15 protein-coding genes are annotated in these 20,798 nt (G+C 68.1%); 5 read left to right on the top strand and 10 right to left on the bottom strand.

What is annotated here, in order from left to right; all coding sequences use genetic code 11:
- Positions 1-18: 18 nt before the first annotated feature.
- The 6 genes from AC1DEZ_RS21895 to AC1DEZ_RS21870 form a co-directional block, all read right to left on the bottom strand.
- On the bottom strand, positions 19-618 hold the full coding sequence (locus AC1DEZ_RS21895) for a CarD family transcriptional regulator (RefSeq protein ID WP_441509662.1): 600 nt from the start codon (positions 616-618) through the stop codon (positions 19-21).
- A gap of 374 nt (positions 619-992) precedes the next feature.
- Positions 993-1,328, bottom strand: coding sequence for a ferredoxin FdxA (gene fdxA, locus AC1DEZ_RS21890; protein WP_441509663.1), 336 nt, complete (start codon positions 1,326-1,328; stop codon positions 993-995).
- A gap of 169 nt (positions 1,329-1,497) precedes the next feature.
- The gene (locus tag AC1DEZ_RS21885; RefSeq protein ID WP_441509664.1) at positions 1,498-1,806 is read right to left on the bottom strand and encodes an RNA-binding S4 domain-containing protein; all 309 of its coding nucleotides are present in this window, start codon (positions 1,804-1,806) and stop codon (positions 1,498-1,500) included.
- Positions 1,807-1,830: 24 nt separating this feature from the next.
- Entirely contained in the window at positions 1,831-5,205 is a 3,375-nt protein-coding gene (locus AC1DEZ_RS21880) for a helicase-related protein (RefSeq protein ID WP_476780647.1), read from the bottom strand.
- Positions 5,206-5,482: 277 nt separating this feature from the next.
- Positions 5,483-5,929, bottom strand: coding sequence for a MerR family transcriptional regulator (locus tag AC1DEZ_RS21875; protein ID WP_441509666.1), 447 nt, complete (start codon positions 5,927-5,929; stop codon positions 5,483-5,485).
- Between the two features lie 200 nt (positions 5,930-6,129).
- A complete protein-coding gene (locus tag AC1DEZ_RS21870; RefSeq protein ID WP_476780646.1) occupies positions 6,130-7,104 on the bottom strand; it encodes a KpsF/GutQ family sugar-phosphate isomerase in 975 nt (324 codons plus the stop codon).
- Positions 7,105-7,362: 258 nt separating this feature from the next.
- Between AC1DEZ_RS21870 and AC1DEZ_RS21865 the strand changes: the two genes are divergently transcribed.
- On the top strand, positions 7,363-8,895 hold the full coding sequence (locus AC1DEZ_RS21865; RefSeq protein ID WP_476780645.1) for an outer membrane beta-barrel protein: 1,533 nt from the start codon (positions 7,363-7,365) through the stop codon (positions 8,893-8,895).
- A gap of 116 nt (positions 8,896-9,011) precedes the next feature.
- Here the strand turns inward: AC1DEZ_RS21865 and AC1DEZ_RS21860 are convergent, their stop codons facing one another.
- Entirely contained in the window at positions 9,012-10,865 is a 1,854-nt protein-coding gene (locus tag AC1DEZ_RS21860; protein WP_476780644.1) for a M3 family oligoendopeptidase, read from the bottom strand.
- Positions 10,866-11,053: 188 nt separating this feature from the next.
- Between AC1DEZ_RS21860 and AC1DEZ_RS21855 the strand changes: the two genes are divergently transcribed.
- From AC1DEZ_RS21855 to AC1DEZ_RS21845, 3 genes are all read left to right on the top strand, one after another.
- Positions 11,054-12,550: a sigma-54-dependent transcriptional regulator gene (locus tag AC1DEZ_RS21855; RefSeq protein ID WP_441509670.1), complete on the top strand. Its 1,497-nt coding sequence runs from the start codon at positions 11,054-11,056 to the stop codon at positions 12,548-12,550.
- 221 nt (positions 12,551-12,771) lie between these two features.
- Positions 12,772-14,688 (top strand): L,D-transpeptidase family protein, encoded by a 1,917-nt coding sequence (locus AC1DEZ_RS21850; protein ID WP_476780643.1) that lies wholly within the window; start codon positions 12,772-12,774, stop codon positions 14,686-14,688.
- A gap of 235 nt (positions 14,689-14,923) precedes the next feature.
- The gene (locus AC1DEZ_RS21845; protein ID WP_476780642.1) at positions 14,924-16,678 is read left to right on the top strand and encodes a peptidoglycan L,D-endopeptidase MepK; all 1,755 of its coding nucleotides are present in this window, start codon (positions 14,924-14,926) and stop codon (positions 16,676-16,678) included.
- 125 nt (positions 16,679-16,803) lie between these two features.
- On the opposite strand, the gene AC1DEZ_RS21840 is transcribed toward AC1DEZ_RS21845, so the two are convergent.
- Together AC1DEZ_RS21840 and AC1DEZ_RS21835 are read right to left on the bottom strand one after the other, a co-directional pair.
- Complete coding sequence (locus AC1DEZ_RS21840; RefSeq protein WP_476780641.1) at positions 16,804-17,412, bottom strand: glutathione S-transferase family protein; 609 nt, start codon at positions 17,410-17,412, stop codon at positions 16,804-16,806.
- A 180-nt stretch (positions 17,413-17,592) separates the two neighbouring features.
- Entirely contained in the window at positions 17,593-18,585 is a 993-nt protein-coding gene (locus AC1DEZ_RS21835) for a LysR family transcriptional regulator (RefSeq protein WP_476780640.1), read from the bottom strand.
- Positions 18,586-18,697: 112 nt separating this feature from the next.
- Between AC1DEZ_RS21835 and AC1DEZ_RS21830 the strand changes: the two genes are divergently transcribed.
- Complete coding sequence (locus AC1DEZ_RS21830) at positions 18,698-19,303, top strand: FMN-dependent NADH-azoreductase (RefSeq protein ID WP_476780639.1); 606 nt, start codon at positions 18,698-18,700, stop codon at positions 19,301-19,303.
- A 127-nt stretch (positions 19,304-19,430) separates the two neighbouring features.
- On the opposite strand, the gene AC1DEZ_RS21825 is transcribed toward AC1DEZ_RS21830, so the two are convergent.
- Positions 19,431-20,762 (bottom strand): aminotransferase-like domain-containing protein, encoded by a 1,332-nt coding sequence (locus AC1DEZ_RS21825; protein ID WP_476780638.1) that lies wholly within the window; start codon positions 20,760-20,762, stop codon positions 19,431-19,433.
- Positions 20,763-20,798: the final 36 nt, after the last annotated feature.

Raw genomic sequence — 20,798 nt, 5'->3', positions numbered from 1 at the left:
TGGAAGGAAAAACGCCGCTCAGGCGGCCTCTTCCTGCAGATCTTCGTTGTCGTTCTCGAGATCCGCATCGGCATCGGCCGCCTCGGCCTTGCCGGCACGGCGCGGCGACTTGGCGAGCTGCCCTTCGATCTTCTTGAGCGCCTCGGTCTCGGTGACATCGTCGACCACCGCGATCTCGCGGGTCATGCGGTCGAGAGCGGCCTCATAGAGCTGACGCTCGGAGTAGGACTGCTCGGGCTGTGCCTCGGAACGGTAGAGATCGCGCACGACCTCGGCGATGGCGACGAGATCGCCCGAATTGATCTTCGCTTCGTACTCCTGCGCGCGGCGCGACCACATGGTGCGCTTGATGCGGGCGCGGCCGGTGAGCGTGGTCAGCGCCTTGCCGACGGATTCGGCGTCGGCGAGCTTGCGCAGGCCGACGCTGGCCGCCTTCGCGGTGGGGACCCGCAACGTCATCTTGTCCTTGGAGAAGCTGACCACGAAGAGTTCAAGCTTGAAGCCTGCGACTTCCTGTTCCTCGATCGCCGTGATCTGGCCGACGCCATGGGACGGGTAGACGACGTACTCGCCCGTCTTGAAACCCTGGCGCACAACAGCTTTCTTCACAGTGGACATGCCGTTACGACTCCTGACCGGCCCGCTCGACGCGAGCACGCGATGATCTGTCTCCGTCCGGCTGGCCGGAGACTTTCCGCCTGACGCGACGCTGAAAAGGCACCGCTTCACGCTCCCTAGTCGACTGTTTCATTCGCCCCGGACAAGAACGACAATTAAAATCCGGCTCTGAGGCCGGTGATCATGTCGTTCCGATCTTTTGGGGGCACCCCATTTGTGGAAATCTCGCAGGGGCATGCGGAACCAATTCGACTGCGGCTAGCTTGTAGCACAAAAAACACGCCGAATCAAAGGTAAACGCCGATGGGCGTTCCCTCGTGAAGGCATGGCAAAGCCGTGGTTAACGCAGCGCAGGGGTCGTGCGAGGGTCTAAATCAGTCGCCTTCGCCCGGCTCCGGGGAGAACATCTCGAGCTTTCCAGCCACGCCGTCGAACGCCTTTGCGTCCGCAGGCGGCTCCTTCTTCTGGGTGATGTTAGGCCAGCTCGACGCATATTTCCCGTTGAGCTGCAGCCAGCTTTCGAGGCCCGGTTCGGTGTCGGGCTTGATCGCCTCGGCCGGGCATTCCGGCTCGCAGACGCCGCAGTCGATGCACTCGTCGGGATGGATGACGAGCATGTTCTCGCCTTCATAGAAGCAGTCGACCGGGCAGACCTCGACGCAATCCATGTACTTGCACTTGATGCAGTTCTCGGTGACCACATAGGTCATGGGTCGGCCCTTCCAACGCTTCTAAACAGCCCCATAAACCCTTGCCCAGCGCAGGTTTCAAGGCTGTTTTCGTGATCTTCGGCAGAACGATTTTTCATTTCGACGGCACCGTGGAGACGATTTTCATCCCCAGCCGGATTCCGGCGCCCACCTATGGCAGGGCGCGGATTTAGTCCTCGCCGTCCGCCTCCGCAAGCGGCGCATCGCCGCTGCCCCCGTCGAGCCGCTCATAGAGCTCCCGCGCCGTCTCGAAGGGGCCGCGCCGCTCGGCAAAGCCCAGGACCCTCACGACCATGGTGGCGTGCGGCAGCGCGAGGGTCAGCACCGCTCCGACCCGAATGCCCTGCGCCGGGTTCTCGGCGCGCCGCCCCTCGATTCGGACATGGCCGTCCTCCACCAGACGCACAGCAGAAGGCCGGGTCCGCGCGAAGCGCGCGAACCAGAGCCATTTGTCGAGGCGTTGGCGGTGCTCCTGCAAGCGGTCAGCGCCTCCCCGGCTCGCTCAGTTCTTGCTGCCTTCGAGCTGTGCCTTGAGGGCGGCCAGCTTGGCGAAAGGCGAATCCGGATCCGGCTCGCGATTGGCCGGGCGCGAACGCTGCGGCTGCTGGAAGCGCTCGTTGTTCCGCTCCTCTCGCCGCGGACCGCTGGGACGGCCCTCGCGCTTGAAGTCCGGCCGCGGGCCACGACCGCCCTCGGGACGCCCCTGCCGCGGCTGCTGATCGTCACGCCGCGGACGCTCATCGTGGCGGGGACGCTCGTCGTGGCGCGGCCGCTCCTGGCGCTGCGGTGCCGCCCCTTCGCCAGCCGCCGCTGCCGCCGGCCGGTTCTCGGGGCGTCCGTCGCGACGCGGACCGCCGGGACGACCTTCGCGCTGCGGGCGGTCGCCGCCGCGGCGCTCGCCCTCGCGGCGCGGGCCGTCATGCCGGCCGCGCTGGCCATGCTCGGGCCGGCGSCCGCCCTGRTGRCGATGCGGCCGCCAGACCTCGATGAGCTCCGGCTCTGCCGACGCGGTCTCAGCGACGGGAACTTCAGCGGCAGCAACCTCGACGGAGGCCGCTTCGACGGCCTCGGCCGCCACCGGCAGGGCAACGAGCGCGTCGGCCGGATCCGGCTCGCGCTCCTGCTCCAGCTCGGTCTCGGCCTCGGTCAGGATCGGCGTGGCAGCCGTCTCGACCGCCGGAGCCTCGGCGGCCTGAGCCTCGACGGCAGGCGCCTCGCCGTCCGCCGGCGCATCGGCGTTCAGCGCCGCAGCCGGCTCGCCCGCACCCTCGGCCTCGGGGGAGACTTCCGCGGCATCGCCCTCGGCAGATGCCGCTTCCGGGGCCGCTTCACCAGCCTCAACCGGCCGTGCCGGCTCGGTCGCGGCCGGAGGCGGCGCCAGCGGCACCGTGATCGCGGGGCCGGGACGCTTCACCGACACATAGCCGAGCGAGCGCAAGATCGAAGCGAAGTCCTCGCCGGCGCAGCCGACGAGCGAAGTCATGGCGCCGGTGGCGACGAAGCCGTCCTGATCGGCAGCGCCGGCGGGCGGGGTGCCCTGCGTGGCGCCGGGGCGGTAGGCGATCGCCGGGCGGATCAGATCGGCGAGGCGTTCCAGAATGTCGACGCGCACGGCCCGCTCGCCGCAGACGCGGTAGCCCGCCGCGCGATACAGCCCCTTCGGCACGGCCTTGTCGACCGGGAAGGAGGTGCGCCCCGACGCCGCCAGATGGGCGATATCGTCGAGCCCGGCCGTCTCCGGCCCGCCATGCTTCAGCGCCCAGAGCTGGGCGGCGAGCGCACGCGGCGCCGGCTTCAGCAGCGCCGGCATGTAGATGTGGAAAGCGCCGAAGCGCATGCCGAGCTGGCGCAGCGCGGCGCGGCCCTCCTGATCGAGCGCCTTCATTTCCTCGCCGACCTTGGAGCGCTCGAGCACGCCGAGCGCCTCGGCCGTCTGATAGGCGATGCCGCGCGCGATGCCGGTGACGCTTTCGGCCGCTTCGAGGATCTGGATCGCGCCGAGCAGGCGGGTGATGTGATTCTTCAGCCAGAGATTGAGGCGCGCCTCGACCTGTTCGCGCGCTCCGCCGGAGAGGTGTTCCTCCACGAGAAGGCGCAGGCGCGGCTCCAGCACCTTCTCGCCGGCGACGAGGCGCGCCACCGGCTCGCCCGTCCAGCGGACCAGCCCGTCATGCGAGAGCACGAAGGCATCATCGCCCGCCAGCACGACGCGCGCCGCCCGCGACTCGATCTCGGCGCCGAGCGCCTTCATCGCCGCCAGGTTCAGCGCCTTGACCTCGGCGCCTCCCGCCTTCGGGTCCGCCGTAAAGCGGAAGCCCTGCAGCATTCCCACATGCTGGCCCTCGACGAGCACGTCGCCCGTCGCGGTGACCTCAGCCTCCAACATCGCATTCTCCCGCAAGCGGCGCATCAGCACGCTGGTGCGCCGATCGACAAATCGGTGGGCCAGACGCTCATGCAGAGCGTCCGACAGTTTGTCCTCTACAAGACGAGCCATGCCCTGCCAATGCTCAGGATCAGGTAACCAGTCAGGACGATTGGCAACATAGGTCCAAGTCCTGACCTGCGCGATCCTGGCGGAGAGCGTGTCGATCTCGCCATCGGTGCGGTCGAGCGAGGCGAGTTGCACCGCATACCAGTCGGCGTCGAGCCGACCATGGCGCATCAGCCTGAGATACAGCGTGGTCGCAAGATCGGCATGCTGCATCGGCGAGATCTTGCGGTAATCGGGCAGGCCGCAGACCTCCCAGAGCCGCTCGACCGCAGCACGCCCATGCGCCAGCGACGCGACATCCGGGTCTCTCGCCAACACCTCGAGCGTCGTCATGTCCTCGGCGATCAGCGCCCGGGTCAGGCCGGGTTCCGAGGGCTGGATATTGAGCGTATCGAGGAGGCCGGCGATCGAGCGCAGGTCGAGGTCGGAATTGCGCCACTGCATCTGGCGCACCGGCTCGAAGCGGTGATTCTCGATCGCCTCGACCAATTCCGCGTCGAAGGGCGGGCAGCGCCCGCTGGTGCCGAAGGTGCCGTCTCGCAAATGCCGCCCCGCGCGGCCGGCGACCTGGCCCAACTCGGCCGGGTTGAGCTTGCGGTAGTGATGCCCGTCGAATTTCCGGTCGGCGGCAAAGGCGATGTGATTGACGTCGAGGTTGAGCCCCATGCCGATCGCATCGGTGGCGACGAGGTAGTCGACATCGCCGGACTGATAGATATCGACCTGCGCGTTGCGGGTGCGCGGCGAGAGCGCGCCGAGCACGACGGCCGCCCCGCCCTTCTGCCGGCGGATCAGCTCGGCGATCGCGTAGACCTCCTCGACCGAGAAGGCGACGATGGCCGAGCGCGGCGGCAGCCGGGTGATCTTGCGGTCACCGGCGAAGGTCAGGCTGGAGAGGCGCGGGCGCGTGACGACGTTGACGCCGGGGATGAGCTGCTCGATCAGCGGGCGCATGGTCGCCGCGCCGATCAGCATGGTTTCGGCCCGGCCGCGGCGGTTGAGCAGCCGATCGGTGAAGACATGGCCGCGGTCGAGGTCGGAAGCGAGCTGGATCTCGTCGATCGCGACGAAATCGACCGCGAGGTCGCGCGGCATCGCCTCGACCGTGCAGACCCAGAAGCGCGGTCGCTCCGGCTTGATCTTCTCCTCGCCGGTGACGAGGGCCACGGCCTCGGGGCCGACCTTGTCGACCACGCGCTGGTAGACCTCGCGCGCGAGCAGGCGCAGCGGCAGGCCGATCATCCCGGTGGGATGAGCGACCATGCGCTCGATGGCCAGATGGGTCTTACCGGTATTGGTGGGGCCTAGGACCGCGGTGACGCCATGGGCGCGGGCGGCGGGCGGCAGCGAACGAAACGGAAGCAAGGCGACGGAGCCGATCATCTCGCCCGCCCATGCGGGCGGGAGCGTGGACGGGAATCAGGAACGGGTCTGGCGAGAACGCCTCTGGAACGAAGCGAGGCCGAATCGCGGACTCCGGCAGAATCGGGATTTGTTCCCCGTTCGGGGCTGCCCTCCCTTCGGCATGGGCCATCCCGGCATAGCGCGCCCTCCCACAGAACCGCCGTGGCGGCGCAAAAGGCCGCTCGGCACGATGCCTATTTAAACCCTTCCGCTCCTGAAACGAGGGGCAATCGACATTTAAGGCCGCTGGCCAGCTTCAATGGCGTGCATGGTCGCACTGCCCGTGGTCGGCCAGCGCCTCGATGATCGCGCAGTCGCAGGCCGCGACGCCGCCCGAACAGGTGGTGGCGATCCGCTCCAGCTCCTTCTCCAGCGAGCGCAATTTCGCAATCTTGTCCCGCACCTCTTCGAGATGCGAGACGGAGATCGCATGCGCCTCGTCGCAGGCGATGCCGGGCGTGTCGGAGAGCCTGAGTAGCGTGCGGATGTTGTCGACGGCAAAGCCGAGATCGCGCGCATGCTTGATGAAGGCGAGCCGCTCGGCATGGCGCCGGCCGTAACGGCGCTGGTTGCCCTCGGACCGCTCCGGCGGCGGCAGCAGGCCGACCTGCTCGTAGTAGCGGATCGTCTCGACCTTGACGCCGGTGCGCTCGGCAAGGGTGCCGATCGGCATTACGCGTTCGAGCTTGTCCAGTGCAGCCATGGCGCTCCCTCTGAAGCTATAGTCTCTACAGCTTCAGATAGGTCGCAGTGTGCCCGTGGCAAGAGCACTTCGCGCGAAACGAACCGCATCGTCATTTGCGGGCGCAGCGAAGCGCAGACCCGAGAATCCTGGACAAGACAAGCTCCGCAGCCTCCGCGTCAGGAGATGCTCGGGTCAAGCCCGAGCATGATGCGCGAAGACTACGCCACGCCCATCGCCAGCAGGTCGTGGACATGTACCAGCCCGACCGGCCTGTCCTGCTCGTCCACCACGATCAACGCGGTGATCCGCATGCGGTTAACCAGCTCCAGCGCCTCGACGGCGAGCGTATCAAGCCCGATGCGCCGGGGGTTTGCCGTCATGATATCGCGGGCGCGCAGCGAGCCGCCGCCGCCCATCGCCGCCTTGCGGCGCAGATCGCCGTCGGTGACGACCCCGGCAAGCCTGCCGTCCAGATCCATCACGACGGCGCAGCCGAAGCTCTTCTCCGAGATCATCGCGATCACGTCCGGCAGGAGCGTGTCGAGCCCGATCAGCGGCAATTCGGCGCCGCGATGCATGATGCTCTCGACGGTCTTGAGCTGCGCGCCGAGCTTGCCGCCGGGGTGATAGACGAAAAAGTCCTGCCGCGAGAAGCCGCGTGCCTCCAGCAGCGCCACGGCGAGAGCATCGCCCAGCGCGATCTGCATGGTCGTCGAGGTCGTCGGCGCAAGCCCGTTCGGGCAGGCTTCCGCGGACTTGGGCAGCACGAGCGCGATATCGGCCTCCTTGCCGAGCGTGCTCTCGGGATTGGCGGTGATGGCGATCAGCCCGACCCGGAAGCGCCGGGTATAGCCGACGAGCGCGGCGAGTTCTGCCGCTTCCCCCGACCAGGACAGAGCGATCACCACATCCTCCGGCTGCACCATGCCAAGGTCGCCATGGCTCGCCTCTGCCGGGTGGACGAAATGCGCGGGCGTGCCGGTGGAGGCCAGCGTCGCGGCGAGCTTGCGGCCGACATGGCCGGACTTGCCCATCCCTGAGACGATCACGCGCCCGCTCGCGGCCCGGATCATCGCGACGGCATCGGCAAAGGGCTGGCCGAGCCCGTCGGCGAGCGCGTCATGGAGCGCGTCGAGGCCGGCGCGCTCGGTGGCAACGGTGCGAAGGGCGGAGGCGCGGATATCGGCGATCATGGCCGGCGCTCTAGCACGGGGAGGCCCGCGATTGCCACCGCCGAGGCTCGGCAGAGATTCGTCGCCAAGCCAAACAACGCTCCCCCGGGGCCGCTCGATTTGTCGCTGATCCCGGGCGGAAACCGTGCGGCCGCTTTCCGGAAGCTGCTCAGCGCGGCCGCTTCGTTGACGGGTCCTTAACCCTGTTCGTTCTAACTCCGTTAACCATGCGCGCCCCTCCAGGGCGCGTGAGCTGTTGCCTGGAGCCTGGCGAACCCCGTGTCCGCTCGCACGACGATCCTGCTTCTATCCGGCACCGCCCTGGCCGGAATTGCGTTCGGCTGGACGACGGCCGCGGCGCAGCAGGCAAACGCGCTCCGGACGGGCACGCCGATCTATATCGCGCAGCAGCCGGCCTCGACGGAGGCGCCCTTCGACCCGAGCTCGACCGAGCCCGGCGCCCGGCGCGATCCGGCCGCTCCAGCCCAGCCTCCCGGCTCGGCCGTCTCGACGCGCCAGCCTTCCCGCGCCAGCCAACCCGTCCAGGCGCCGGCCCTGCGCGGCGTCACGCAACGCCAATTCCGCGCTCCCCCACCCGCGGTGGCGATGCTGCCGCAGCCGGCACCGCCTCTCCCGCCGCCGCCCCCTCGTCGCCGCACCGCCGCGGAGGAGGACCCTTATGCCGCGCTGGGGGTGCGCATCGGCTCGGTGACGCTGCGGCCCGGTTTCACCAACTCGATCGGCTACGACACCAACCCGCAGCGCATTGCCCCGCCCGGCGTGAAGGGCTCGCCCTTCGCCCGCTACGAGGGCGATCTTGACATCCAGTCCGACTGGAACGTGCATCAGCTCAGCGGCCGGCTGCGCGGCGGCTATTTCCAGTATTTCAGGGACAGCCAGGCCTCGCGCCCCGATGCCGAAGGCAATCTCGACCTGCGCCTGGACGCCACGCGCGACACCCGCATCCTGCTCGAAACGCGGTTGCGGCTCGATACGCAGCGTCCCGGCTCCCCCGACCTGACCGCCGCCGTCGAAGGCCGGCCGCTGGTCTGGCAATATGGCGGCTCAGCCGGCGTGACACATGACTTCAACCGGCTGCAACTGACCCTGCGCGGCTCGGTCGATCGCGCCGACTATGAGAACGCGCAGCTCACCAACGGCGCGATCCTCTCCCAGCAGGACCGCAACCAGACGCAGTACGGCCTGCGCCTGCGCGCCGCTTATGAGGTCACACCGGGCCTCAGGCCCTTCATCCAGGGCGAAATCGACCAGCGCGAATACGACGACAAGATCGACGCTGGCGGCTATATGCGTTCGTCGAACGGGGTGGGCGGCCGCATCGGCTCGACCTTCGAGGTCAGCCGGCAGCTCACCGGCGAGATCTCAGGCGGCTACCAGAACCGCAGCTACGAGGACCCGCGCCTGAAGAATCTGCGCGGCTTCGTCGGCGATGCGGCGGTGCTGTGGTCGCCGACCCCGCTCACGACCGTGACGCTGCGCGGCTCAGCCACGCTCGGCGATACCACCGTTGCCGGTTCCTCGGGCACGACGGTGCGCGGGGTGGGGCTCGAAATCGCACACGCTCTGCGCCGCAACCTCACGGTCACCGGCTTCACCGGCTTCGTCCGCACCGACTATGAGGGGCAGAACCTGCGCGAGAACCAGATGAGTGTCGGCGCGCGGATCGAGTACAAGCTGACCCGCACCTTCGCGATCCGCGCCAGCTTCACCCACGAGCGCCTGAACTCGACGCAGCCAGGCAACGACTACACCGCGAACGTCTCGATGGTCGGGCTCAGGATGCAGTTCTGACCGGCGTCGTCATGCTCGGGCCTGATCCGAGCATCTCACGACCAGCGGTGCCAGCGCCGTTCCTGCGGGAGATTCCCGGGTCTGCGCTTCGCTTCGCCCGGGAATGACGTTCCGCCTCACTCCATCCCTTCGAGCTCGATGATCATGCCCTCGATCATCCTCAGGCCGATCTGCCAGAAGCCCGGATCCTTCGCATCCAGCCCGAATGGCGCGAGCAGCTCGCCATAGGGCTTGCTGCCGCCGGCCGAGAGCAGCGCGAAATAGCGCTCCTGGAAGCCTTCCGCGGCGTTCTGGTAGACGCCGTAGAGCGAGTTCACCAGGCAGTCCCCGAAGGCGTAGGCGTAGACGTAGAAGGGCGAATGGATGAAGTGCGGGATGTAGCACCAATACGGCTCGTAGCCCGCCGTCAGCCGGATCGCCGGGCCGAGGCTCTCCGCCTGCACGCTCATCCAGATCTCGCACAGCGCTTCCGGCGTCAGCTCGCCCTCGCGGCGGGCCTGATGGACCTTCCGCTCGAAGGAGTAGAAGGCGATCTGGCGCACGACCGTGTTGATCATGTCCTCGACCTTGGCGGCCAGCATCGCCTTGCGCTGCTGGCGGTCGGTGGTCATGTCGAGCAGCCGGCGGAAGGTCAGCATCTCGCCGAAGACGCTGGCCGTCTCGGCCAGGGTGAGCGGCGTCGGCGCCATCAGCGCCCCGTTCGGCGCCGCCAGCACCTGATGCACGCCATGGCCGAGCTCATGCGCCAGCGTCATCACGTCGCGCGGCTTGCCCTGGTAGTTGAGCAGCACATAGGGATGCGCTGATGGCACCGTAGGGTGCGCGAAGGCGCCAGGCGCCTTGCCGGGGCGCGGCGGGGCGTCGATCCAGCGCTCGTCGAAGAAGCGCCTGGCGATATCCGCCATCTTCGGCGAGAAGGCGCCATAGGCCGAGAGCACGGTGTCGCGCGCTTCGGTCCAGGGGATGGTGCGTTGCTCGACCTGCGGCAGCGGCGCGTTGCGATCCCAGAAATCCAGCGCGTCGCGGCCGAACCATTTGGCCTTCAGGCGATAATAGCGGTGCGACAGGCGCGGATAGGCCTCGCGCACGGCGGAAACGAGAGCATCCACGACCTCGCGCTCGACTCTGTTGGCGAGATGGCGGGAATCCGCGACATCCTCGAACTTGCGCCAGCGGTCGGAGATTTCCTTGTCCTTCGCCAGGGTGTTGGTGATCAGCGCGAAGGTGCGCAGCTCCTTGCGGAAGACAGTGCTCAGCGCCTCCGCCGCCTTGCGGCGGACATCGCCGTCGCTGTCCTGAAGCTTGTTCAGCGTCAGTTCGAGCGTCAGCTCCTCGCCGTCGATATCGAAGCGCAGCGAAGCGATCGTCTCGTCGAAAAGCCGGTTCCAGGCGGCCGCGCCCGTCATCGACTTCTCGTGGAACAGCGCCTCGATCTGGTCGTCGAGCTGATGCGGCTTGTCTTTGGCGAGGTCGTCGAGCCAGGGCTTCCAGTGCGACAGGGGGGCCTCGCCCGCGACCTTCGCCATCACCTCGGGCGCGATGCGGTTGAGCTCGAGCTCGAAGAACAGCAGTTCGGTGATCGCCGCGTTCACCTTGTCCTGCGTGTCGCCATAGAACTTGGCGCGCTGCGGGTCGGTGGTGTCGCCGGAATAGACGAGGCCGGCATAGGCGCCGATGCGCCCGAGCAAATCACTCAAGCCCTCATAGCGCTTGACCGCTTCCGCGAGCTTCTCGCTGCCGTCCGACTGGGCGGCGAGGTCCGCGAGCTTGCCGCGATAATGCTCGGCAAGGGCCTGTGCCTCGGCGAGCGCCCGTTCGAGATCGCTCTTGAGCTCGGGCGAACCGACACCCGGATAGAGGTGGCTCAGATCCCATTCCGGCAGATCGCCGGGCGTGCTCGCCGGCTTGGCCGCGCCCGCCTTGGCACCGGAGCGCCGGACCGTTTGCCAGATCGTCTCTTGGAAGCTCATTCGCTCGACACCTTGCCGCACTGACTTGGGCTTACTCCATAGGCCGGGCTCTGCCCACGGATCAACGCCGGTGCGTGCCGCGGTTTAAATCCCGCTTAACCCTTCTGGCCGACGATGCCCCAGAACGGAACAGGTGATTCCGTCGGCACAAAGCATTTCTTTCATACTGCATCGTCTTTCGAGGTGTCATGACCGCCACCGTCCTCGTCGTCGACGACGATCCCGTCCAACGCCGCCTGCTCGACGCGATGCTGAAGCGCTTCGGCTATGAGGTGATCGTGGCCGAGGACGGCAAGGCGGCTGTCTCCCTCTTCGGCGGGCCGGACGGCGAACGGGTCGATGCCATCGTGCTCGACTTGCAGATGCCGGGCCTCGACGGCATGGGCGTGCTCGCCAATCTGCGCGAGCGCGGCATCGAGACCCCCGTCATCGTCCAGACCGCGAACGGCTCGATCGAGACCGTGGTTGCGGCGATGCGCGCCGGCGCGGCCGATTTCGTGGTGAAGCCGGTTGGCGCCGAGCGTCTGCAGGTCTCGCTCAAGAACGTCCTCAAGCTCGGCGCGCTCGAACACGAGCTGCGCCATATCAAGCACCGCGCCTTGAACACGCTGGGTTTCCGCGATCTCGCGACCAAGAGCCCCGATATGGGGCGCGTCGTCAGGCTCTCCGAGCGCGCGGCGAAGTCCAACATTCCCGTGCTGATCGAAGGCGAATCCGGCGTTGGCAAGGAAGTCCTGGCCCGCGCCATCCAAGGCTCCAGCGACCGCCGGGGCAAGCCCTTCGTCACCGTGAATTGCGGCGCGATCCCGCATAATCTCGTCGAGTCGATCCTGTTCGGCCACGAAAAGGGCGCCTTCACCGGCGCGACCGAGCGCCATCTCGGCAAATTCGTCGAGGCCAATGGCGGCACGCTCTTCCTCGACGAGGTCGGTGAATTGCCGCTCGACGCGCAGGTGAAGCTGCTGCGCGCCATCCAGGAGGGCGAGGTCGATCCGGTCGGCGGCAAGAAATCGGTCCGCGTCGACATCCGGCTGATCTCCGCCACCAACAAGAGCCTGCTGGACCAGGTGAAGCGTGGCGAGTTCCGCGAGGATCTCTATTACCGCCTCAACGTCTTCCCGATCACGCTGCCGCCGCTGCGACAGCGCCGCGAGGACATTGCCGATCTGGCGCGCGGCTTCCTTGCCCGCTTCGCCGCAGAAGAGGGGCGCAAGCTCAGCGGCATCACATCGGAAGCCGTCGCCCTGATCAGCAGCTATGACTGGCCGGGCAATGTCCGGCAGCTCGAAAACGCGGTGTTCCGGGCCGTTGTCCTCGCCGATGGCGACGAGCTCGGAGTCAGCGAGTTCCCACAGATCGCCGCGCAGATGGAAGGCTACGACGTCAGCATTCCGCCGGCGCCGGCCCCTATCGCCCGCGGCGAAGCGCAGGGCGAGCCGCCGCCGCGCATCATCCAGATGCCGGTGCGCGACCCCAACGCCCTCGACCTTGTCGCCGGCTCCGACATGCGCAAGCTCGACGAGCTCGAGCGCGAGATCATCACTTTCGCGCTAGCGCATTACCGCGGGCACATGTCCGAGGTCTCGCGCAAGCTCGGCATCGGCCGCTCGACGCTCTACCGCAAGCTCAAGGAATACGGGCTGATCGAGAACGAGAACGGCGCCGATGAAACCGACGCGGCCTGAGCCGCGCAAGAGCACGCGCCGACCAGATCGCGGAGCAATCCGGCCGGCTTAAGCGTTCTCTTAAGAAAGTTGGAGGCGGATTTACCGCTCAGGCCGGTTCGGCCCGGCGGGCGGGGCCGGCTCCTGCCGAATGCAGCGGCCTGTTGCGCCGCCGCATCTTGTATCAACCAACCGAGTCACGCAGGAATGGCGCGACTTCGACAGCGATCGGGAAAGTGACCATGCGTCCTCGCCATTGGGCGAAACTGACCTCGGCATCCGCCTTGGCCATCATGATGGGATGCCTCCCGCTCCGTGCCGAAACGCCGATCCAGATCGACGCCACGCTCGGCGTTCCGCTGCCCGAGCAGCCGGAGCTGAAGCTGCTCGATTCGGAGCACCCGGCCTCCTCACCTGCCGCGACCGCCCATTCCGGCGCCGCCTCGGAGCCGGAGATCGTCACCGGCACGGTCTCGGCCGGCAGCCGCTTGCGCGATCCGGCCAAGTTCGACGCCACTGCGCCCGCGGACGCGGAGGACGAGCCGGTCACGCTCGACATTCCGGCAATCGAGATGCCGGCGGCCGATCCGGCGCTTGTCCCGGCCTCGAAGGCCGTCGAGCCGGCGCCGCCGCCTGCTCCGCAGACCGGCCCTCTGCAGAGCGTCGAGCCGCTGGTGCCGCCGCCCGAGATGCCGCAGGTCGTGATCACGGTTCCGCCGGGCCTGGAATTCGCGGCGGCCGTGGCCGAGCACCTTCAGGACGCGGTTGCGGTCCCGCGGCTGTCCGAGCGCGAGCGCAACGAGATCATCGCCGCCTATCAGGCCAATGAGAACAAGCCGTTCTGGATCGACGGAAAGGGCTGGAACGAGGCGGGCAAGCGCATCGCCGCGCAGCTCGGCCGCGCCTCCGAGGACGGCCTGCGGCCCACCGACTATCCGCTTCCGGTCTTCGAGGCGAGCGACAAGGCCAAGCTTGCCGAGGCCGATATCCGCCTCTCGGCGCTCGCCGTGCTCTATGCCCGCGATGCGCGCGGCGGCCGCATCGATCCGCGCCGCCTCTCGAAGCTGATCACGCCGACCCTCTACCTGCCCTCGGCCACCGAGGTGCTCTCCGAGCTCGCCGGTGCGACCGACGCCGGCGCGGTGCTCGCCGCCTACAACCCGCCGCATGAGGGCTATCAGCGCCTCAAGGCCAAGCTCGCGGAGATGCGCGAGCATCTCGACGACACGCCGCTGGTGCGCATTCCCGCCGGGCCGCCGCTCAAGCTCGGCATGCGCGACGAGCGCGTCCCGCTGGTGCGGGCTCGCCTCGGCCTCGGGCCGAACGAGGATCAGGTCTTCGACCGCTCGACCTCGCTGGCGCTGGCCGATTTCCAGAAGAAGGCCGGGCTCCCCGCCAACGGCATCCTGAGCGAGCGCACGCTCGCGGCGCTGGGCAAGCCCGCCGCCGCCCGCGGCGAGGAGGATATCGTCGCCCAGATGGAGCGCTGGCGCTGGCTGCCGCCCGATCTCGGCACAGACCACATCATGGTCAACGTGCCGGAGATGCGCGTCCGCGTGATCCGCTCCGGCAAGGTGGTGCACGAGGCCCTCACCATTATCGGCAAGCCGGAATCGGCGACGCCCATCTTCTCGCACAAGATGGACCACGTCATCGTCAACCCGTCCTGGTATGTGCCGCCCTCGATCCTGAAGAAGGAATTCCTGCCGGGCCTCGCCGCCGATCCCGATTATGCGGCCAAGCGCGGCTATGTCGTCACCCGCACCAAGGGCGGCGGCATTTCGGTGCGCCAGCCGCCGGGCGAGCGCAACGCGCTCGGCTGGATCAAGTTCATGTTCCCGAACGAGCACGCCGTCTATCTGCACGACACGCCGAACCGCCGGCTCTTCGCCGGCGAGCGGCGGGCGCTCAGCCATGGCTGCGTGCGCGTCGAGAACCCCTTCGCGCTGGCGGATCAGGTGCTTGGCCCTGAATGGACGCATGAGCGGCTGAAGCGGCTGATCGGCTCGGGTGAGCGGCGAATCAACCTGCCGCAGCCGCTGCCGATCCACCTCGTCTACAACACCATCGTCGTCGGCGCGGACGGCAGGATCACCCGGTTCGACGATGTCTACGGCTTCCACCGGCTCGTTCGCCAGGCGCTCGAACAACGTGGCTGAAATGGGCCCGCCGCAAGGCGGGCACCTTTTTGCCATGATCCGTCTTTAGCCAACTCGTCACAGCAATTTCCGACGCAGTGATTGTCGGCTCGCTAACGAGCCGTTAACGCTTCTCCGCAACTGTTCGTTCACGTTCATCGTACCGCTTCGGCGGGGGCACCGAGACGGGTCAGACAGATTGGGCAGGATCAACGCCAAGCTTGCAGGATGGTTGCCGTCCGGCCTTAAGCCAGCCATGCGGCGCGTCCTGTCCCTCGGCCTGGCCTGCGCCGCTTCGTTCCTGGCCGTCCGCAGCACGCAGGACGCCATCGCCAACGGCGACACCCGCACCATCACCATCCGGCACATGCACACCAAGGAAGAGACGACCATCACCTTCAAGCGTGATGGCCGTTACGATTCCTCGGCGCTGGAGAAGCTGAACTGGGCCCTGCGCGACTGGCGCAGCGACGAGCCGATACGCATGGATCCGCGCCTGTTCGACGTGGTCTGGGAGGTGCAGCGCCAGCTCGGTTCCGACCAGCCCTTCCACGTCGTCTCCGCCTATCGCTCGCCCAACACCAACGCCATGCTGCGGCGGCGCTCGCGCGCGGTGGCCAAGCACAGCCAGCACATGCTCGGCAAGGCGATGGACTTCTACCTGCCCGACGTTCCCACGGCGCGCATCCGCGAGATCGGCATGCGGCTCCAGCGCGGCGGCGTCGGCTTCTACCCCAACGCCCATACCCCCTTCGTCCATCTCGATGYCGGYTCGGTCCGCTCCTGGCCRCGCATGACGCGCGACCAGCTSGTGCGCCTCTTCCCGGACGAGAAGACGGTCCATATCCCGGCCGACGGCCAACCCCTTGCTGGCTACGAACTCGCCAAGGCAGAGGTCCTCTCCAGCGGCGGGTCAGTGGGCGGCTATGCGGTCGCCGATGCCGACGAGGGCGCGGTCGCGGCCTCCGGCGGCAAGAGCCTCTGGGCGTCGCTCTTCGGCGGCGACGATGAGGAGGCCGATGCCCGGCCGGCCCGCGGTGGCCGCCGCGCCGCGCCGCGCCAACAGCCGGCCGTCATCGCTTATGCCAGCCCCGGCTATGCCGACAGCAACTCGGGCGATGGCGGCCGTTTCGCCGTCGCCATGGCACCGGAGCCGACGACGCGGACGCTCGCGCGCGAACGCTCCGAGCGGCTCGCTCCGCAGGCAGCTGCAGCGCCGCCTCCCGCGCCGGCCGCCCCCGCCCCCGCTCCAGCTCCGGAACCAACCATCCTGCCCGCGCCGCAGCAGCGCGCGCCTGAGAGCAGGCCGCAGTTCATGGATGCGCCGCTGCCTCTGGCGCGGCCACGCGGTCTCTCCCTGCCGGGAGACGATCCGGTCCAGGTCGCGGCCCTGCCCGCGACCGGCGGCGCGCTCGCCTTCGCGCCGCAATCGGGCGCCGCGGCCGAGCCGCGTCTCATCCTCGCCTCGCTGCCGCCGCGGCGGCCCGACGAGGTGGTCGCGGCAACCACTTCCGCCCTTGCCGGCAGCCCGGCCGGCAGCCCGATCAACGCGCCATTGCCGCCGATCCGGCCGACGGCGCTGGCCGACTCCGCCATCGCCAGCCTGCGCGGCACCGGCGCCCCGGAACAGGCTTCGGCTGCAGCGCCCGAGGGCCGCCTCGTGACGGCCGCTCTGCCCCCCGTCCGGCCACGTGAAGGCGGCGTCACCTTCGTTCCGGCCAGCCAACGCTCAGTCCCCGTCGCGGCCGAGCCTGAGGAACCCGCGGACATGGACCGCTCCGGCCTGAACTCGCTGTTCGCGACGGTCACGCGCACCAGCGTTTCCGCAGGCAAGCCGGTGAATGTCGCAACCGCGCGCGCCAGGACCACGGGGTCCTCCGCCGCTCCGATCGCCGGCCCGAGCCCCGCCGCCGCGCTCGGCTTCAGCCATGCCGATTCCGGCGCGCCGAAGCCCGGCGCCTTCAGCGGCCCGGCGGTGCGCCCGCTGCCGACGAGCTTCGTGCAGAACTGAGCACTCGCTTGCCCGTGATGCTCGGGCTCGACCCGCGCATCTCGTGCCATGAACCCGAAGCCCCTTTCGGCTCGAGATTCTCGGGTCTCCCTGCGGTCGCCCGAGAATGACGCCTGGCAGTTCGGCTACTCCCGGTCGATCGGCCAGGCCTTGAAGACGTCGAGCGCCTCGCAGGCGCCCGCCTGCTCCGAGAGCGCCGGCCAGCGCTCTTCCGGCACGAATTCCGGGATGACGAAGCGGCAGAAGCCCCAGGCGATCGCAGCGGCGATGTCGCTCGGCAGTAGTTCCGGTCCGGCCGTCAGCTCGCCCTCCTTCGCCGCTTTGTCGAGCAGGTCGAGCGCAACATGCAGTTGGCTGACGATGCGCTCCTGCCAGGGTGCGTAGCGCTGCGCCTCAGGCCGCTTGCGCTCGTATTCGACCGAGACCGCCTTGTCGGCCGCGACGATGCCGATGCCGGTGAGCGCGAGGTCGCGCCGGCGCGCCACGCCTTCGATCGGCCGCAGCGAGCGGCCGGCGACATCCTCGAAATGCTGGATGATCAGCAGGGATTCGCTGATGGCGATGCCGTCGTCGGTGACGAGCGTCGGCGCCTTGATCAGCGGGTTGATCGCCCGGAAAGCGTCCATATGCCGGAACACAGAGACCGAGCGATGCTCGAACGGCACCTCCAGCAGCGTGCCGGTGATCGCCGCGCGGCGGACATAGGGGCTATCGAGCATTCCGACCAGCAGCATCGTTTCCTCCTGACGAGAGCATTTCCGCGCTTCTCGGAATCGCGGAAATGCTCTATGTCTTTGTTTTATCGCATTTTCTTCACGCGAACCGGTGTCCACTTCGCTCGAAAATGCTCTAGGGCCGCGCAACAGTGCCCAGACGCGCGAAAGAAACCACGCGAATTCGCGTGATGCGCCGGATCACGCTGCTTGATGCTCGGGCTTCTTGGCCGGCATGAGCTGATCGCTCAGCGGTTCATCCAGCCTGATCCCGCGCTCATGCGCCTCCATCTGGCAGGGATCCCAATAGGGCGTGCCGCCGAAGCGCTCGACCAAGAGGTCGATCAGCACCCTGACCTTGCCGGGGACATAGGCTCCCGGCGGACGGACCACATAGAGCGCGCGCGTCGGCATGGGATAGTCGAGCAGGATCGGCTCGACCGCACCGGAGCGGATCGCATCGGAGGCGATGAAGGTCGGCAGAACGGCAAGCCCCAGCCCCGCGACAGCCCAGGACAACAGCGTGTCGCCATTGTCGGAGCTCATGCGCCCCGGCGGCCGCACCGTGATCCAGCGCTTGCCGGTGCGGAACACCCAGTCCTGATCGTTGGTGCCGCTATAGAGCAGACAGTCATGGTCATTGAGATCGGCGGGAATGACGGGGCGCCCGCGCCGCGCGAGATAGGCCGGGCTGCCGATCACCGTGGCATGGACCGGCGCAAGCCGCCGGGCGATCAGGCTCGAATCCTTCAGCGAGCCGATGCGGATCGCAGCATCGAAGCGCTCGCCGATCAGATCGACATAGCGGTCGCTCGCCTGCACGTCGATCTCGAGCCGCGTATACCTCTGGGCCAGCTCGCCCAGAAGCGGCGCGACATGCTTGTTGCCGAAGGTCAGCGGCATCGAGAGTCGCAGCCGCCCGGCGACCCCGCCAGCCTGCTGCGCCACCGCCTCGCGCGCCTCGTCGAGCTCGGCCAGGATGCGCTCGCTGCGCGCCTTGAATTCCAGCCCCGCCTCGGTCGCACTCACGCCGCGCGTGGTGCGGCTGAGCAGGCGCGTGCCGAGCTCCTCCTCCAGCCGGCTGACTCGGCGGCTGACGATCGACTTCGCCAAGCCGAGGCTCTGCGCCGCCCGGCCGAAACCACCGGCCTCGACCACGGCGATGAAGCTGCGGATGTCATCGAGCTCCGACATAGGTGTTCCTCAGGCTGCAACAGCTTGGTGCCGATTATGCGAGTTCTGGTGCGATCCGTGAACCACTATCTTGCGGTGATCGAAATCACCCCTCCGAACAGGAAGTTCCATCATGGCTACCGTTCTCGTCCTCAACAGCAGCGCTTCGGGCGCCGATTCGGTCTCCAGGCAGCTGGTTCAGAGCACCGTCTCCCGGCTGCGTGCCCAGAACCCCGGCGTGCATGTCGTCGAGCGCGACCTCGACGCCAACCCCATCCCGCATCTGAATGCCGAGACCACTGCGGCCGTACGCGCCGGCATCACGGAGACCGCGGCGCAGCGCGAGGCGCTCGCCCTCTCCAACGCGCTGGTCGAGGAGCTGAAGGCCGCCGACACCATCGTCATCGGCGCGCCGATGTATAATTTCGGCATTCCGTCGACGCTGAAGAGCTGGTTCGACTACGTGCTGCGCGCCGGCGTCACCTTCCGTTACAGCGAAGCCGGCCCCGAGGGCCTGCTCAAGGGCAAGCGCGCCATCATCGTCGAGAGCCGCGGCGGCCTCTACAGCAGCGGCCCGGCCCAGGCGATGGACTCGCAGGAGCCGCATCTGCGCACCATGCTCGGCTTCGCCGGCATCACCGAGGTCACCTTCATTCGGGCCGAGAAGCTGGGCTATGGCGCCGAGGCGCGCGAGGAGGCGATCCGCAACGCCAACGCCGAACTCGCTCTCGTCGCCTGAGGACGTCGTTCGCAGAAAGCCCCGCATCGGTTGCCCGATGCGGGGCTTTCTGTCGTCTACATCGTCCACTCCAAGCGCCACCGAAGATGGGCTGACGGAAGCGCGGCGGCTCGGCGCAGCAACAGGATCAGTCGCCGCGACGCGCGGCGCGCGCCACGGCGGCGGCGACCCGCTCATGCCCTTGCGCCAAAACCGCCGTCGCCAGCCGGACATGCTCGGTCGGCTGTAGAGAGCACTTGCTGCCGGGCAGGACCGCGATGCCATGAGCAGCGAGCGTCACCAGCGCATATTGCTCGGATTCGACCGGAATCCAGATACACAGCCCATCCGTCTCCGGCATCGCGATGCCGTGTTCCGCCAAATGTCCCAGGAAGGTCCGCCGGCGCTCCGCATAGATCTGGCGCGCATTGGCGACGCTTTGCGTCGTCGCCGCATCGTCGAGCAGCCAGGCGGTGGCGGCCTGCAGCAACCGGCTCGTCCAGCCGGAGGAGAAGCTGCGATAGGACTGGATCTGGCGGATGACCTTGTCCGGGGCCGAAAGCACAGCGATCCGCAGGTCGGGGGCAAGCGATTTCGAGAAGGAGCGGATATGGACGACCCGCTCCGGCATGGTCGCGCCCAGGCTGATCGGCGGGTGGATGGAGACGTCGCCGACACCGTCATCCTCGATCACCAGGGTATCGCTGCCGGCTAGCACCGTCGCCAGTTCCTGCAGGCGTCGCGCACTGACATGCCGCCCAGTGACGGAATGGGTGCGCGGCTGGAACATGAAGGCGGCGGGACGCCGCGACAGCGCGGCCGCGAGCTGGTCGGGCAGCGGCCCCTTCGCATCGCAGCCGATCGGCAGGAGCTCGGCACCGAGATCCTCGATGATATCGAGGAGGCGCATCGCCGTGGGATCCTCGATCGCGACGCACGCGCCCGGCAGCACGGTCGCGTGCAGCACCGAATAGACCGCGTTGTAGCCGCCATTGGTGGCGAGGAAGGCATCGGGGGCATAGGGCCATTGCGGCAGTACGGCCTGCCGCAGCGCCGGCAGGATCGGCGTGCGCTCGTAGCTGTTGAGGTTCTCGGTTTCGGCCGCATGCGCCAGGGCCGCGCGCAGCGGCGGCAGCAGGCTGGCATCCGGGATGGCGAGCGAGAGGTCAAGGACATCGGGACCGAAATGGGCGACGCTGCCCATGCGGGCCGGGCGGGGCGTGGCGCTGTCGCCGCTGACCCAGGCGCCGCCGCGGCCGCGCCCCGAGACGATCTTCTGGCGCTTCAGCTCGCTCCAGGCTTCCGAGATCGTGCCGGGGCTGACGCCGAGGGTGAAGGCGAGGTCGCGCACGGTCGGCATCCTCGTGCCCACGGGCAGTGCGCCCGAGCGGATCAGCGCGCTGACCTCCAGCGCGATCCCGCGTGCGGTGTGTTGCGTCAAGCGGCTCGCCAGCCAGGTCGCGTCGGGTTCGGTGCTCATCGATTCTGAAATTAATGTTCAGGAACGTAATATCGA

This window comes from Allobosea sp. 10L422 (genome assembly GCF_056395345.1).
This window is presented reverse-complemented; position numbering and strand designations above follow the sequence as displayed.